Below are 15,527 nucleotides of genomic sequence, written 5' to 3' on the forward strand. Positions count from 1 at the left end.
CAGCTTTAGATTCGTTAATCTGTTTCTAGCTTTGCAAGTAGCCGTTAGTTAAGCCGTTTCTAGCTCAGCTTGTGGAACCACGTTTAGTCGGTCGCCATAGATAGGACGCAGTGCTTGCATAACTTCAATGCGAGTCAGTACACCTACCATCACGCCATTTTCTAACACTGGAAGCATGTGTGGTTGGCTTACTTTCATCGCTTTTGCACGCTCTTCTAGAGAAAGAGAAGTCAGGCGAGTGGCGAAGCCCATACTTGTTGTTGGATATAGTTGCTCTTTGTCGATACATAAGAACTCAGCAACATCGACTAGCTTGTCGTTAGCATCGATAGCGACTACGTCACGACTCATTAGGTCTACCACTTTTTGACCTTTAGTAGGGATGTAATCCTGGCACCATAGGTCAACCATTACGTCATGAACAGAGAAGATACCTACAAGGCGGCCTTCAACATCACAAACAGGAGCGCTAACAAGTTGAGCGTCTAAAAGTGTATCAATTGCAACAGAGGTAGGCATTTCTACGCTAAGTGTAATTGGTTGAGTGTTCATGATTTGCTTGATAGTAGTTGCTGTGTTCATAGTGATTTCCTTAACTGACGTGATTTCTGTTGTTTGTGTAATTGCTGTAATTTTTGTTGCTTTAAGTTGTGGGCGACGGTAGATGCTCCAATTAGCTAAGCCGACTAATACCGAGCCACCTACGATGTTGCCTATTGTCACTGGTATTAAGTTTGCGGTAACAAATTGCACGACATTAAGGTCTGCGTACTGAGCTGGTGTCGCGCCAATCTGCATCCAAAAACTCTCTGGTGCGAACGCTTGAATCGTGATGCCTAGTGGAACCATGAACATATTTGCCACACAGTGTTCAAAGCCTGAGCTAACGAACATCGCTACGGGTAATACGGTCATCATTGCTTTAGTCATCGCATTCGCAGAACTAAACGTTAACCAAATTGCTAAACACACCAGTAAGTTACAAAGCACACCCAAAGCAAAAGCTTGAACAGGGCTGTGGTGTAGCTTGTGCTGAGCAATGTTAAGAGCGTTTAAGCCCCACTGTCCGCCATCAAGTTGATACAAGCCTGCGGCGCTGACTAACGCCAGAAGGAACATCGCACCAACAAAGTTACCTACGTAAACCTTGCCCCAGATTGAAAGCATCTTGGTGAAAGTAATCTGCTTGTTTGCCCATGAGATGCTTGATAACACCGAACTGGTAAACAGCTCACCACCACAAATAACAATTAAGATTAAACCCATACTGAATGCTAGGCCGCCAGCTAAGCGACTTAATCCCCATCCCGCATCAGCGCTACCGGTGGTAACCGTGATGTAGAATAAAAAAGCAAGCCCTATGAATGCACCAGCCATGATTGCCAAACTCAATGTCATGCTGCTGGTTTTACTTGCCTTACTTAGTGCAAACTTCTCTGCTTCCGCCATCATTTCTGTTGGTGAGAACAGTTGATGATTTTCAGAAGTGCCTGTTGCCATATTCCCCCCTTGAACAATCCGTCATGTTTAATTCCTAGTGTTAATGACTGAGTTAATCAGTAGTGTTTTACAGGGCTCGTTGTGTCCTGCCATTACAGATTAGGGGGTTGAGAGGTAGAGGTAAAATTGATAATTTTTAGAAACCACATCAAATTTATTGATATAGATTTGGTTACGCGTAGAATGAAATTGATTGCTCATCGGCTTTATAAAAAACGAGCATTTGGACACAAATAATTAGAAGCATTAAGGATCAATTTTGCGTTATTCATTGAAGCAACTCGCGGTATTTGATGCAGTAGCAGATTCCGGGAGTGTTAGTCAGGCAGCAGACAAGTTGGCGTTAACTCAGTCGGCGACAAGTATGTCTCTTGCACAGTTGGAAAAAATGCTTGGCAGGCCTTTGTTTGAAAGGCAAGGCAAGCAAATGGCCCTTACTCATTGGGGCATGTGGTTGAGACCAAAAGCGAAGCGTTTACTGCAAGATGCGCAGCAAATTGAGATGGGTTTTTATGAGCAGCATTTACTGAGTGGTGAGCTCAAATTAGGTGCAAGCCAAACCCCTGCGGAACACCTCGTCCCAGATCTCATCAGTATTATTGATAACGACTTTCCTGAGATGCGAATCTCACTTGGGGTGCAAAGTACGGATGCAGTAATAGATGGCGTATTAGATTATCAATACGACTTGGGCGTAATCGAAGGTCGTTGTGACGACAACCGTGTTCACCAAGAAGTATGGTGTACTGACCATTTAACGGTGGTTGCGTCGGCTCATCACCCGTTTGCCAAGCGAGAACGAGTAAGTTTGGCGCAATTAGAGCAAGCGAAGTGGGTATTACGCGAGCACGGCTCAGGTACCCGCAAAGTTTTTGATAGCTCTATTCATCATTTAATTGGCGATCTCGATGTTTGGCGAGAGTACGAACACGTTCCTGTTTTAAGAAGTTTGGTTGCAAACGGCCCATATTTAACGTGTTTACCTTATCTAGATGTCGAACAATTTGTTGAGTCAGGCCAACTGGTGACGTTGAATGTTCCTGAGCTAGAAATGGAAAGAACGCTGTCCTTTATTTGGCGTGCTGACATGGCAGAGAACCCACTCGCTGAGTGCATTAAGCGTGAAGGTAAACGCATGATGAAAGGTAAACGGTCGGTTCTGTAACCTAGATTTGATAAAACACTAATAACCAAATATGTTGAATAAGCGATTTCTGTCTCTATATAGTGATAAATGCACATTCGCATACATTATTAATGTGATCATGATCGGCTAAATCAGAGCTCTCTTCACATAATATACTCACTTGATTTTAAGTGAGGCTAAATCCGGTTGTAGAAACCCTACAGTTAGGCTTTAGAAATAGTATGAGTACATTAGTCGCGATTTCATTAACAACAGGTATCTTGTCAGGTCTATGGGGGTGGATTGCTATCTCTTTCGGTCTGTTGTCATGGGCAGGTTTCTTAGGTTGCACCAGTTACTTTGCTTCGCCAACGGGCGGTGTAAAAGGGCTAGCAAGCAGCTTATTAACCAATATGACAGGTGTATTCTGGGCAATGGTGATTATCGAAAGCTCAACCTTCGCAGGTCTAGAGATTTTAGGCTATATGATTACCGCTATCGTTGCTTTCTTTATGTGTATTCAAGCGAAACAAGCGTGGCTAGGTTATATCCCCGGCACCTTTATTGGTTGTTGTGCTACGTTTGCTGCAGGTGGCGATTGGCAACTTGTAGTGCCGTCTTTGCTGCTTGGTGGTGTATTCGGATACTTGATGAAAGCAACGGGGCTATGGCTTCACGAGAAATCGACTCAATCTTCGGAAGTTGTTGAACAACACGCTAAACAGGCAAAGGCTTAATAAATACGTTAAGTATTGACGCTTTAGTCACGGTTAACTCTTGCAAGATAATCCCCAATTAATTTGTATATCGATTTATACAGGCACACCGTTTGGTGTGCCTTTTTTGTTTGATTGTTATTGTGATAATAAGCTTAAGTATTTGTTTAAAATTGAAATTATAACATCGATCAGACAAATTGAATGCTAGGTGCTAGGTGCTAGGTGCTAGGTGCTAGTTATTTAAGTATTCCCGTTTGCCATAGTGATGACGCGTTTTAGGGTCCACCTCAGCAATAATGGAATACATTCTTGCCCCTGATTTTCGCAATGAGAAACTATCGCCAATGCAAGGTCGGGTTTTGCGTGTTTTTTGAGTACCTTAGCGACTACTTTCTTTGGAGGAATAGGGTGATCGTATGGAATTTTCACCATGTCACGGAAAAAGTTCTCGAAGCCATTCATATACAAGTAATGTTCTATGTCTTTATCAGGTAATTCAGTTAAGCGGTGTCGTTCTTGGTCATTACCAAGCTTTGATAAAACGGTCGCTGCGTATTTTTTACCTGCCGCGTCGCCATCGGTCACTACATGCCAGTCGATACCAAACTCTTGTGCAACCTTAATGAGCGCTTTAAGACCTGACTGAGCGAACTCGATAATTTGAACACCTTCAGCGGCAAGGTTATAGCCACATTGGTTAGCTAATTCGTTGAATAACCAAACTTCGGTTTCACCTTCCACTAATAACCAGCAGCGGGCAAACAATGCACCAGAGCGGTGGAAACGAATATGGAAACCTATTCGTCTCAACTCATCTTTGCTGAAGTGATTCATGTTGAGTTGGTTAGCGATGGTTTTGTCTGAATGGCGAACCAATCGACGAATCGATTGTAGAGGTACCGCAGCTAGAAGGTCACCACTGTTGGTGGTGAGGATTTTCTGCATCGGTAATTTCTGCATCAAGCTCCAAGCCCTTGCCAAGTGCGTTGGGTGTAAGCGGCCTTCTGGATCTTCGAGGATCAAAAGGGGGCGTGCACATCGCCTTAATTCATTCGGCCCTTTTGCTTGAAGGTAGGCATTGAGCAAACCCATGAATAATAGGCGAGTTTGTTTGTTTTTAGTTTCTTCTACAAGCTGATGAATGCTCTTATCGTTTGCGCCTGCAGAGTAGAGTAAACCGTCCCTCGGTTTTCTAGGGTTGCGGCGAGCAGTGCTTTTGAAAGAAAAGTAATGCTCAATTAGGCTTTGCATAGACTCTAGACTGCTACGCATTTCGCCTTTGTTTACATGGCCAGGGATTGCCATCAATCGTCGGCATGTATTATCAATTCGTTTCTCTATTCGAGCTTGACGCCCATTGCTATTGTGCCCGTTTCCATGACCAGTACTGGCGTGGCTATTCGCGCTACCATTTTCGTTGTTGCCGTTACCATTATGCCCATTGGTATGGAGATGAGCATTGTGGTTGAGTGATTTACTATTGAAAGGACGATCAAAATGTCTTGCATCACGCAGACGGATCACTGGGTGCAATGTCATCAACTCTTGAGCGAGCTTTTCAGAATGGTGCAACTTTAGTGGGTTTCCCTCTATATTTAAGAAAGCATAATGAGTGGTGGCTTCATATTGCTCTAACGTCGCACTGATTCGGTAATAGATACGGAACACACCGAACTCATCTTGAACCCAAATGGGTTTTAGTTTGCGATAACGCCCGGCATTTAGTTCACTTTTATCGCTGGCTTTTAATGCGAGAACTATTTGGAGGTGTTGAGATTGTGGGTGTGAAACAGAGTAATCGACATGAAAATCGGTCATTTTAAAATGATATGGAACGCCATCTGATGGAAGTACGACGGATAGAGCATCCAATAATGAAGACTTGCCCCAAGTGTTTTCACCAATCAGCGTGGTTAACTCATCAAACGCAAGAGACATGCGCTTTATACCTCGAAAGCCAGAAATCTCGATTCTTTCTAGTTGCATAGGCTTACTCCTAACGGAAGGCTCTGCTAATTGTTTGAAAGCTAACAGATATCTTTAATCATAATCGAAAAACACGTGTTCAGTATGTTCGCTTGTCACAAAAACCGCTCTTTATTAATACGGTGCAAAATCAGATTTTTGATCTATATCGAGTATTTTTTTGCAGTGCAGTTTCATAAAATTCACGATTCTGTCATGATTCTCGACCTAGTATGAAGGGACAAAGAGAGAACACAATATGACTAAAAATAATAAGCCGACCAAAATAGTGTTGGCACACATTAACGACACCCACTCATACTTTGAACCAACGTCATTACAGCTATCACTTAAAATGAATAACCACATCATTGAACCTTATGTCAGTGCTGGTGGCTTTGCTCGAATCTCAACGCGCTTTAAACAAATAGAACAAGATGCGCAACGACAAAAGGTTGGAACCTTGTTTTTGCATGCTGGAGACTGCTTCCAGGGCACCTTATACTTTTCATTATTTAAGGGGAAAGCAAACGCCGATCTGTTGAATGCTCTTAATATTGACGCCATGACGCTCGGTAATCATGAACTTGATATGGGTAACGAGCCAGTTGCAATCTTCGCCAAACGAATCAAATTCCCACTGTTGGCGGGTAACTGGAACTTATCGAATGAGGATATCAATAAAATTCATACTTTAGCGGACAACGACATTGTTAAGCCTTTCCTGACTGAAACCCGAAGTGCTTCTTTTATAACGAAAGAGTTTGATGGAGAGAAAGTTGCGATATTCGGTTTAAGCATCGACAAGATGGCGGGTATCGCTAACCCTGATATTGACACACCATTTGAAAATGCATTAGAAACGGCAAAAGCCACAATAGAGCAAATTCACCAAACGGGTATTAATAAGATCGTATTACTCAGTCACCTTGGTTATGAAGCTGATTTAGAATTAGCGGCAAACGTTACAGGCATTGGCGTGATTGTTGGTGGTCATAGTCACCGCCTGCAAGGTGACTTCTCTGATATTGGTTTAGTTAAAGATGACGATTATGGTGTGAAAGTTGGCGACACGTATGTGGTTCAATCTGGTTTTCACGCAATGAGCCTAGGGCACTGTGAAATCGAGTTCGATTCTAAAGGTAAGGTGACTCACTTTAATGGCAAAAACGAATTGCTGTTGGGGCGTCGACTGTTTATAGACGCTAAATTAAGTGAAGTAGGTCAAGACGATGCCCATGATATGGCGTGTGAGTTCTTGAACAACCACCAGAATATTGCGGTATGTAAAAAAGATCCTGAACTGCAAAGCATACTTACTGACAAATATCAGCCTAGAGTTCGAAAACTGCAGAAACAGGTTATTGCTCATGCAGATACGAAACTGCGTCATGTGCGCATTCCTGATGAAAAAGGGCCAAGCCAACTGGCACCGTTGGTTGCTCAGTCTTTCCATTACTTGATGAACGAAAAAGGTCATCAAGTAGACTTCGCTATTCACAATTCTGGCGGCGTTAGAAATTCGCTCAACAGTGGTGATGTTTCGGTTGCCGATATTGCCGGAAAACTGCTACCGTTTGCCGTACCTATTGGTGTATATGACGTAAAAGGTGAAACGATCGCGGGTATGTTAGAAGGTGCGATCAATAATGCGTTAGACAATGGCGTTGTTGGTACTGGCTCAGGTAGCTTTCCTTATACTCACAACTTGAGATTTTGTTATCACAAAGAGGCGCCATTAGGGCACCGAATTCACCACCTAGAAATACACACTGATGAGGCTGGTTGGCAAGATGTTGATCGTGAACAGGTATACCGCGGCGCATCGTCTGCCTACACAATGAAAGGTAAAGAAGGTTATGATGCAGTATTAGATATGATAGGGAATGGTACAGTGACCACCGATTCAATGTCAGACTGTTTTATTGCGTTTCTTCAAGACAACCCAGAGTCACTTCAGCAGAGCGAAATATTGAATTGCATGGAGTGTTTTAGGTAATCCCATTTAGCCTATTTAGACGTATTATTATTGCTTAAGTAAATCTATAAAATTGGCACTGTTTATGCTTAGTTTTCCATGTAACTTTCTGTGGAGGCAAAGCATGGATAAGAAAGATTGGTTCGACGCTGCAGCTGTTGTCGGTTGGGTGTCTGTTTGGTCTGCATTGGTGTACTTAGTACCTACTGCAGGTTTATAACTTGTCGATTTTATAACTTAACAAAGCTATAAGATGATTCGGTTTGAACGCGATTTTCAAACCACAACAACATAAGGGTTGCAGGCTTGGAATGACACTCAGTTTCAAAAATCGGTGAACCTCTTAGGGGGATTATTTGAATCAATACAAGTGTCGCTTTGATAAGCTTACAGCAATAAAAAAGGAGCCTTGTGCTCCTTTTTTATTTATTTTTAAAATTTATCTAGACGAAACAATGTTAGAGGAATATTATCCACGCGTTTGGGGAGTAGTTAGCGCAAGTTTACATATCGTCATCTCGTTAGGCCAAGAGTCTATCCGGTATGTAAAGGTGAAATCCCATATTTCACTTCAACGAGACCAACGCAATCACAATCAAGATCCGTCGTGGAGCTTGATATGTTTTGTTTGCGGAAGGTCTTTGTAAAGTTCTTCCGCCCGGAGGAATAATGAACTCAACTCAATCTCTATTATCTACCAATAGTGAATCCTTTTTTTCATCGCCAATCATGACGACATATGCGGGCTTTTTCCTGCTGACTGTGATTCTTGTTTCTATTGATATCTATCAGACTCGCGGAGGTAATGTCACCATCAAGAAAGCGGTGATCTGGAGTGTTTTCTGGTTTGTGCTCGCATTTTTGTTCGCTGGTTCTATTTACTTGTTTTGGGACCTCTATGCGCCGAATAGTGAATACACAGCTCAAAAAGCAACCGTGTCATTCATTACCGGTTACTTGCTAGAAAAATCCCTTAGCGTAGACAACCTATTTATATTCGCGATGATATTCGCTCAGTATCAAGTTCCAGAGCACTTAAGACCGCGTGCGCTTCTTTGGGGGGTTATTGGTGCGTTGGTACTTCGTGCAATCATGATCGCGTTAGGCGCGCAATTATTAGCTGAATACCACTGGGTACTTTATGTATTTGCTGCGTTTTTGATTGGGACTGGTATCAAACTGGCGTTAGATAAAGACGAAGAAGAGAGTATAAATACGCTACCTGAAAAGCTATTACGTAAAGTGATGCCGGTTACTGAAGACTTCCACGGCCTTGCATTAATGATTAAACAGGGCACTAAATGGGTCCTAACACCAATGATGCTGGTGATCGGTGCAATTGCAGTGATGGACGTAATGTTTGCATTGGATTCGATTCCTGCGATTTTCGCCGTTACGCGAGAGCCATTCTTAGTGCTGGCTGCAAACGTTTTTGCGTTACTTGGCCTTCGTTCACTGTACTTCGTACTCCAAGGTATGATGGACAAGTTCATCTACTTGAAGCCAGCGCTTTCATTCATCATGGTCTTTATTGGTGTGAAAATGCTGCTAGTTGATAGTGAGTGGGCAATCCCTACGCATTGGTCACTTTTGGTACTTATCTCTACGATGGCCATTGCTATTATAGCGTCGATTTATGCGAAGAAACCTGCCATTGAACAAGTAAATTAAACCAAATATAACTTATCGAAAACTCGATAGTAAGTCCGTGGCCGATGAAGTGGATAATTTATTTATGTAAATTTTCTGTGACATCGGCCGCTTTGTATAGGGGGTTATTTGCTCTAAATGCATGATTTTAACGTCTAAGTGAATTTATAAGCATAGTGGGTGAATATATATTTTCCTGGCTTGTTAATGGTTTGTTTTATTAGAAAAACTAATCTGAATTTCCAATTTTAGTCATTTTTTAACGGGTAAAATATCACCTATTATTCTTGTCATCAGAACGAAATACTTAAACAAGTTTATAGAGAGGCAATCATGGCTCAAGCAATGCAAATGAATACTATCGCTGTTCCTAACTCTATGGATAAGAAGACCTACTCGGTTAACTTCAAAGGATTGATTGCACACATTTTCGATATTCTTTTCGTAGACAACTCTCCACGTAGTTACTACGCAAGCGACCTATCGGGTCACATGCAGCGCGATATCGGTATCAACCGTTAATCTCAGCGTAAATGCATAGAATTAAAGAAATACAGAATTAAGAAACGCCAGCTTTTGAAGCTGGCGTTTTTGTATCTGAAATAAACTCTATCTTTTCGCAAACTAAGCTCCTGAAAGAAAAAGCTAGGCGTAACGGTCTGTATTTGAGCGCCAATCAATTCGCTTTGTACAAGGAGCTCGGTATGTCACACGCCAAACTCAATCCATCATTGATTAAACTTTGTTTATTTGCCTTACCGATCAGTTTGTATTCCTCAGTGTCGCTTGCACAAACCTGGAGTAATGAAGGGCAACCTGCTCAGGTGATCGAACTGTTCACCTCTGAAGGTTGTTCGAGTTGTCCGCCTGCTGATGAATACCTCAGCACTTTTGAAGAACATCCGAAACTCTGGACACAAGTTATTCCGCTCGCTTATCACGTTGACTACTGGGATTACCTAGGATGGGGAGACAAGTTTGCCAGCAAAGCGTTCAGTCAGAAGCAACGTTTATACAAAGCTTATGGGGTAACAAGTGGCGTTTATACGCCAGGCTTTGTTGTCGACGGTAAAGAGTGGCGCGGTTATTTCAATTGGCTTGATAGAACGCTGCCTTCGCTCCCCCAACAAAATAACCCCAAGCTTACAGTCAATCATAAAGGCGACACGTTCAGTGTCAGTTATGAAGGAAAAGGGGACTATGTCGCTCATATTGCCTTGTTGGCGATGAACGAAGTCACCAGCGTTAAAGCGGGCGAGAACAGAGGTAAGAAACTTGAGCACGATTTTGTCGTGGTTTACGATGGCTACCAACGTGGTGAGTCTGAATGGCAATTCAATATCGACTTCTCCCCGTTAGTTGCCACACCTGACGCAGTAGCCGTGTGGTTAACAGAGCCTAACTCGTATGAACCGGAACAAACAGTAGCAGGGTGGCTGAACTAAATTTGCGATAACTTGGTATCTGGATGTGTTTTAGAGGGGCTTAATCGCTGAAACACGGGAGAAAGGGGCGATTTAGTTACGTAATACGGCTGAAATACGTTAGTATAGCGCGCTATTATTTTAGCTTTGAGTTCCTGCAATTAATGACTAACACCACAACACCAACCAACTTTTCTGATCTTGGCTTAATTTCACCATTGATGGCTCGTCTTACCGAGCTTGAATACCAACAGCCAACGCCTATCCAAGCGCAAGTTATTCCGAGTGTGTTAGCAGGACGCGACCTAATTGCAGGCGCAAATACCGGTTCAGGTAAAACCGCGGCATTTGCACTTCCACTATTACAGCAGATCCATGAAGATGCACCTTTAGACCGTCGTTCGGGCAAAGGTAACTATGTTTCTGGCCTTATCTTGGTTCCAACACGTGAGCTTGCTAAGCAAGTTGCCGATAGCGTTAAGTCTTACGCAGTGCATTTCAACGGTGCAATTAAAACCGTTTGTGTATTCGGTGGTGTGTCGGTGAACACTCAGATGCAAGCGCTACGTGGTGGTACAGATATCTTGGTGGCAACACCAGGCCGATTGCTTGACCTGATCTCAAGCAACGCTATCAAACTCGATAAAGCAAAAACGTTAGTACTTGATGAAGCTGACCGAATGTTAAGCCTTGGTTTTACAGAAGAACTAGACGCGATCTTGAAACTTCTGCCAAGCAAAAAACAAACCTTGTTGTTCTCTGCGACTTTCCCCGAGCAAGTTAAAACGCTGACTCACGAACTACTGAATGATCCAATTGAAGTTCAACTTCAAAGTGCTAATGCGAGCACATTGGTTCAGCGTGTATTCGAAGTAGAAAAAGGTCGTAAGACAGCATTGTTAGCGCACCTGATTCAACAGCACGAATGGCGCCAAGCTCTTATCTTCGTAAACGCGAAAAACAGCTGTGAGCACCTTGCAGACAAGCTATACAAGCGCGGTATCATCGCAGAAGTATTCCACGGCGATAAAGGGCAGGGTTCACGTACTCGTATTCTTGAAGATTTTAAATCTGGCGAGATTGACGTTCTTATCGCGACAGACATCGCGGCACGTGGTCTGGATATCGAAAAGCTACCAGTAGTAATCAACTTTGATTTACCGCGTAGCCCATCAGACTACATGCATCGTATTGGCCGAAGTGGTCGTGCGGGTGAGGTTGGTCTAGCGCTATCTTTGATCGACCACGAAGATTACCATCACTTCACAATCATTGAGAAGAAGAACAAAATCCGTCTTGAGCGTGAGCAAATCGAAGGCTTTGAAGTAGATTCCGAAGCGGTTGCTGAGCTGGTTGCAGCGCTCAAACCTGTTGCGCCACCTGCTGGCACAGGCAAGAAGAAAAAGAAGAAAACACCTAAAAACCAAGATGTTTGGTTGAGAAATAACTAATATAGAGTCAGTAAAAAATAAAATTTATAAAGGCGCTTAATTGCGCCTTTTTTGTACTTACATTTTGGCTCTGGTAATAACCTAATCTTAGCAAAAAGCCCGGTCGCTAGTTCGTAGGGTCAGATCCTCCATAAGAGATTCAGCGATTTAACGCTTTGCTCATAACCTGTTCGGGTTTTGAGCAAATTGGGTAACCGCGTGAAGACCTCGATTAAACAATTAGTGCTGGTAGCTTCATTTTTCCTGTTTACCCAACACTCTTCGAGAGCTGCTGAATTTGAGACTAAAGGGGTTAATAAAACTCTCACCGAAAACGTAGAATTATACTTAGAACCTTTGGTTGATGTTCCTGCTTCACAGCTATCGAAAACTAAGCTATCTAAACGTATTCAAGATGCGCTCAATCCTTATGGTTATTATCACCCTCAGCTAGATATCGAATTCAATGATTCTGATAACGTGATCATTAACATCGATTCTGGCCCTGTCATGCGCATCGCAGAATCGATAGTAAAAGTCACAGGCGAAGCGAGTAAAGATGAAGAGTTCATCAACATACTCAACCATAGCAAGTTAGGCTCAGGTTTAACTTTGTCTCATCAAGAATACGACCATACTAAGCGTGCGATTTTTTCTTTAGCGAAGCGGAAAGGTTATTTTGACGGTAGGTTTATCGAGTCAAAGATTGAAGTTATTCCCAGCGAGAACATCGCCAACATTTACCTGCACTTTTCAAGTGGGCCACGATACAAGTTTGGTTCTATAAGTATTCCAGATGATGGCGTTGATCCTACCCGTATCGAGAAAATACCAACTTTCAAAAAAGGTGACGACTTTGACACTATCAAGTTAGGTGAACTGCAATCCGATTTGTCTGACACTCAATGGTTTCGAAGTGTCATCGTACATGGTGACTTTGATAAGCTTGATGACAACCTAGAAGTTCCAATTGATATCATTGCCGAGCCAAGTTCTCGTAATATTGTGCAGGTGGGTGGCGGTTATTCTACCGATCTCGGTTTACGAGCCTCGCTCAGTTGGTCAAAGCCTTGGTATAACCGAAGAGGCCACAGCTTTGAAACACAGACATATTTGTCTGAACAAGAGCAATCACTGCAGTTGGGGTACAAAATCCCAACGGAAAAGGTCACAACTGATTACTTTGGTATTCAGTTTGAATCGAAACGAATTGATCATCGAGACACCAATAGTTTTACAAACGATCTTAAGTTCGAACGTTACTGGCAATTAGATAGTGATTGGCAAAGCACCATTTACGTCAAGTACTTGCACGAACAGTACATTCAGGCGTCTGAGGAAGACCAATCGCAATTGTTGCTACCTGGCATCAGCTTCTCTCAGGTTGATCGTAAAAATGATCAATTGGAGATTAATCATCGACACATCTATTCTATTGAATATTCTGACCCTAATCTGTTCTCTGATTCAAGGCTGTTGCGGTTGGAAGGAAACAGTGTAGTTTCGTGGGATATTAGTGATAATCAGAAGCTCCATTTCCGTTCAAACGTTGGCATTAACATTGCGAAATCATTGTTGGACGTACCGTCTTCACTGCGTTATTTTGCTGGTGGTGATGGAAGCTTAAGAGGTTATGGTTATGAATCGATTTCTCCGAAAGACGATAACGGCGAACTAACCGGCGCGCGCTACATGTTAACGGCAGGCCTTGAATATCAGCATCAGGTGTATCAGTCAATTTGGATGGGCGCGTTTCTCGATGTTGGTGATGCGTTTGATGATGAAGCAGATTGGAAGCGTGGCACAGGCCTTAGCTTGATTTGGAAATCACAATTCATTCCTGTAAAACTCGATTTTGCATACGGTTTAGATGCCCCTGAAGGTGATGAGTTTCGTATTCACTTTTCTTTGGGTACTCAATTCTGATGCTCGTACTTTGTTTGAGCTCTCGCTAATGGGTATTCAAGCCAATTAAAGAGTCGAATCCAGAGTTGAAAGTCGGTATTTATCAACGGCAGGAGGATGTGGGCATACTTACGATGCGGACCTACTAAACTACGTTAGAATGGTCAATAACGTGGACAATAGAACCATTACACCAAGCATGTAAGATTAGTTTTTCTTCAGACAAAGAAACCGCGCATGTGACGCGGTTTCTTTGTTTTATGGTTCAGAGATTAGTTTACAGAGTTTTGCTCTAGCTAAGACAAGCATTCAGCCATTGGATTACAGCTCAAACTCGCCGTTCATTTTTCGAAACAACCAATCCGGAAATTTATTCAATGGACTGTAGTTTGGGCTCTTCGTGTGTGTTTGTTCGCCTGAAATCCAAATAGTCTCGCCTGATTGGGCTCGCGAAACAGCCCAGAACAAATCCTCTTTCTGACGCGTTAAGTAGTGTGTCACTTGCTTCGCAAACTCTTCACTCTCAATCAACACACCAAACTCAACGTTCAAAAAGTCTGATCTTGGATCGAAGTTAGAAGAGCCAATATAGGTCACTCGTTCATCTAAAATGACGGTCTTGTTATGGTAGTAGGTATCAACATGAAAGTAGTGATCATCATTGATAGCTTGGCTTTTGTACTCATAGATACTTACGCCTCTGTCGAGTAAAGTCTCACGGTGTTTTTCGTAATACGCTGGCACAAAGCCTGAATCATTGGAAGCAGATGAGTTGGTTAGTAAGGTTACTTCAGCTTGGTTCTCTCTAAGCGCACCGACAAACACAAACTGGTTATCGCTTGGCACCATATAAGGCGTAGAAATTATAGCCTTAGATGGGGTCGCTACTTTTTGCTTCATTAAGTACTCTGTACGTTGACGAAAGTAGGGTTTGTTGTCATCGAGCTTCTTTAACGAATCAAATAGAGGAGTAACCGATGCTTCAATAAAGTTTGGTTCACCTAGGTGATTTATCTGTTTCTCAACATCGAACGTGATCTGTTCTTTATTCTTTTCGCCATTGTTCATTGCTTTAATAAATGCTTTGTATTGACCTTTGACTTTAATTCGTTCTTGAATTGGCACAACATATTCGCTCTCCCAAAGTGCTTGGTAGTTGCGATCGAAAGACGCTATTACCGTACCTCGAAATAGAACGTCCATATCAAAGAAATTGGCATTTTCGCTATAACCAAAGTAATCATTACCGATGTTTCTTCCGCCCAAAATCATCGATTGATGGTCAACATTGAAGTACTTCTCGTGAAGTCGATTATCCAGTCGCTTTTGGTGAGTCGAGAAGTTGAACGCACGGCCAACCCAGCCAGCTTTACGTGACTCAAAAGGGTTAAACAGTCGAATCTCAATATTGGGGTGTGAGTCCAATTCCGCTAACCATTTATCATTAAAAACCAGTAGGTCATCTAAGGTCAGTCGGATGTGAACCTCACGATCCGCTGCTTGCTTTAGCTCGTTTAGAAGCATCAAACCTAGCGTGTCACGTTCCCAAGAGAAGTAAGTCATATCTATCGAATGTTGTGCTCGGCGAACGAGGTCGATACGACGAGCGAAGGCTTCTGGCGCAGAAGGAATCAAATACACTTCTGCTTGGTGTTCGGTGCTTTGCCAGTTTGCTTCGAAGTCTGTTTCAACATCGGGGTAAGGTTGGGCACATCCTGTGACCAAAGCAATTAACATCATTGTGCATGCTGTTTTTAGTTTGCTAAGTGTCATAACTAACCTGCGTTTGAGCGTAAAATTGGATATAAAAACGGCCAGCGAGCTGGCCGT

General features: G+C 42.7%; 11 protein-coding genes. 8 read left to right on the forward strand and 3 right to left on the reverse strand.

Annotated elements, in window-relative coordinates; all coding sequences use genetic code 11:
- Positions 1–48 precede the first annotated feature (48 nt).
- Entirely contained in the window at positions 49–1,500 is a 1,452-nt protein-coding gene (gene focA, locus ACFI6G_RS07470) for a formate transporter FocA (protein WP_016768772.1), read from the reverse strand.
- 259 nt (positions 1,501–1,759) lie between these two features.
- Between focA and ACFI6G_RS07475 the strand changes: the two genes are divergently transcribed.
- On the forward strand, positions 1,760–2,665 hold the full coding sequence (locus ACFI6G_RS07475; RefSeq protein ID WP_010429535.1) for a LysR substrate-binding domain-containing protein: 906 nt from the start codon (positions 1,760–1,762) through the stop codon (positions 2,663–2,665).
- 203 nt (positions 2,666–2,868) lie between these two features.
- Positions 2,869–3,363: a DUF1097 domain-containing protein gene (locus ACFI6G_RS07480; RefSeq protein ID WP_010429538.1), complete on the forward strand. Its 495-nt coding sequence runs from the start codon at positions 2,869–2,871 to the stop codon at positions 3,361–3,363.
- Positions 3,364–3,585: 222 nt separating this feature from the next.
- Here the strand turns inward: ACFI6G_RS07480 and ACFI6G_RS07485 are convergent, their stop codons facing one another.
- A complete protein-coding gene (locus tag ACFI6G_RS07485; protein ID WP_016767453.1) occupies positions 3,586–5,331 on the reverse strand; it encodes an ATP-dependent endonuclease in 1,746 nt (581 codons plus the stop codon).
- A 238-nt stretch (positions 5,332–5,569) separates the two neighbouring features.
- Here ACFI6G_RS07485 and ACFI6G_RS07490 point away from each other — a divergent pair, with 238 nt between their 5' ends.
- The 6 genes from ACFI6G_RS07490 to ACFI6G_RS07515 all read left to right on the forward strand — a co-directional run bounded on the left by ACFI6G_RS07490 (position 5,570) and on the right by ACFI6G_RS07515 (position 13,718).
- On the forward strand, positions 5,570–7,309 hold the full coding sequence (locus ACFI6G_RS07490) for a bifunctional metallophosphatase/5'-nucleotidase (protein WP_016767452.1): 1,740 nt from the start codon (positions 5,570–5,572) through the stop codon (positions 7,307–7,309).
- 648 nt (positions 7,310–7,957) lie between these two features.
- Positions 7,958–8,959, forward strand: coding sequence for a TerC/Alx family metal homeostasis membrane protein (locus ACFI6G_RS07495; RefSeq protein ID WP_016794776.1), 1,002 nt, complete (start codon positions 7,958–7,960; stop codon positions 8,957–8,959).
- Positions 8,960–9,271: 312 nt separating this feature from the next.
- The gene (locus ACFI6G_RS07500; RefSeq protein WP_010429554.1) at positions 9,272–9,460 is read left to right on the forward strand and encodes a hypothetical protein; all 189 of its coding nucleotides are present in this window, start codon (positions 9,272–9,274) and stop codon (positions 9,458–9,460) included.
- Between the two features lie 182 nt (positions 9,461–9,642).
- Positions 9,643–10,383, forward strand: coding sequence for a DUF1223 domain-containing protein (locus ACFI6G_RS07505; protein WP_016767451.1), 741 nt, complete (start codon positions 9,643–9,645; stop codon positions 10,381–10,383).
- Positions 10,384–10,526: 143 nt separating this feature from the next.
- The gene (locus tag ACFI6G_RS07510) at positions 10,527–11,813 is read left to right on the forward strand and encodes a DEAD/DEAH box helicase (RefSeq protein WP_016798903.1); all 1,287 of its coding nucleotides are present in this window, start codon (positions 10,527–10,529) and stop codon (positions 11,811–11,813) included.
- A 186-nt stretch (positions 11,814–11,999) separates the two neighbouring features.
- Positions 12,000–13,718 (forward strand): autotransporter assembly complex protein TamA, encoded by a 1,719-nt coding sequence (locus tag ACFI6G_RS07515; protein WP_462710207.1) that lies wholly within the window; start codon positions 12,000–12,002, stop codon positions 13,716–13,718.
- Positions 13,719–14,018: 300 nt separating this feature from the next.
- On the opposite strand, the gene ACFI6G_RS07520 is transcribed toward ACFI6G_RS07515, so the two are convergent.
- Positions 14,019–15,470 carry a phospholipase D family protein gene (locus ACFI6G_RS07520; RefSeq protein WP_016796513.1) on the reverse strand — a complete coding sequence of 484 codons (1,452 nt, stop codon included), beginning with the start codon at positions 15,468–15,470 and terminating at the stop codon, positions 14,019–14,021.
- Positions 15,471–15,527 lie beyond the last annotated feature (57 nt).

The organism is Vibrio sp. PSi01, assembly GCF_054960695.1.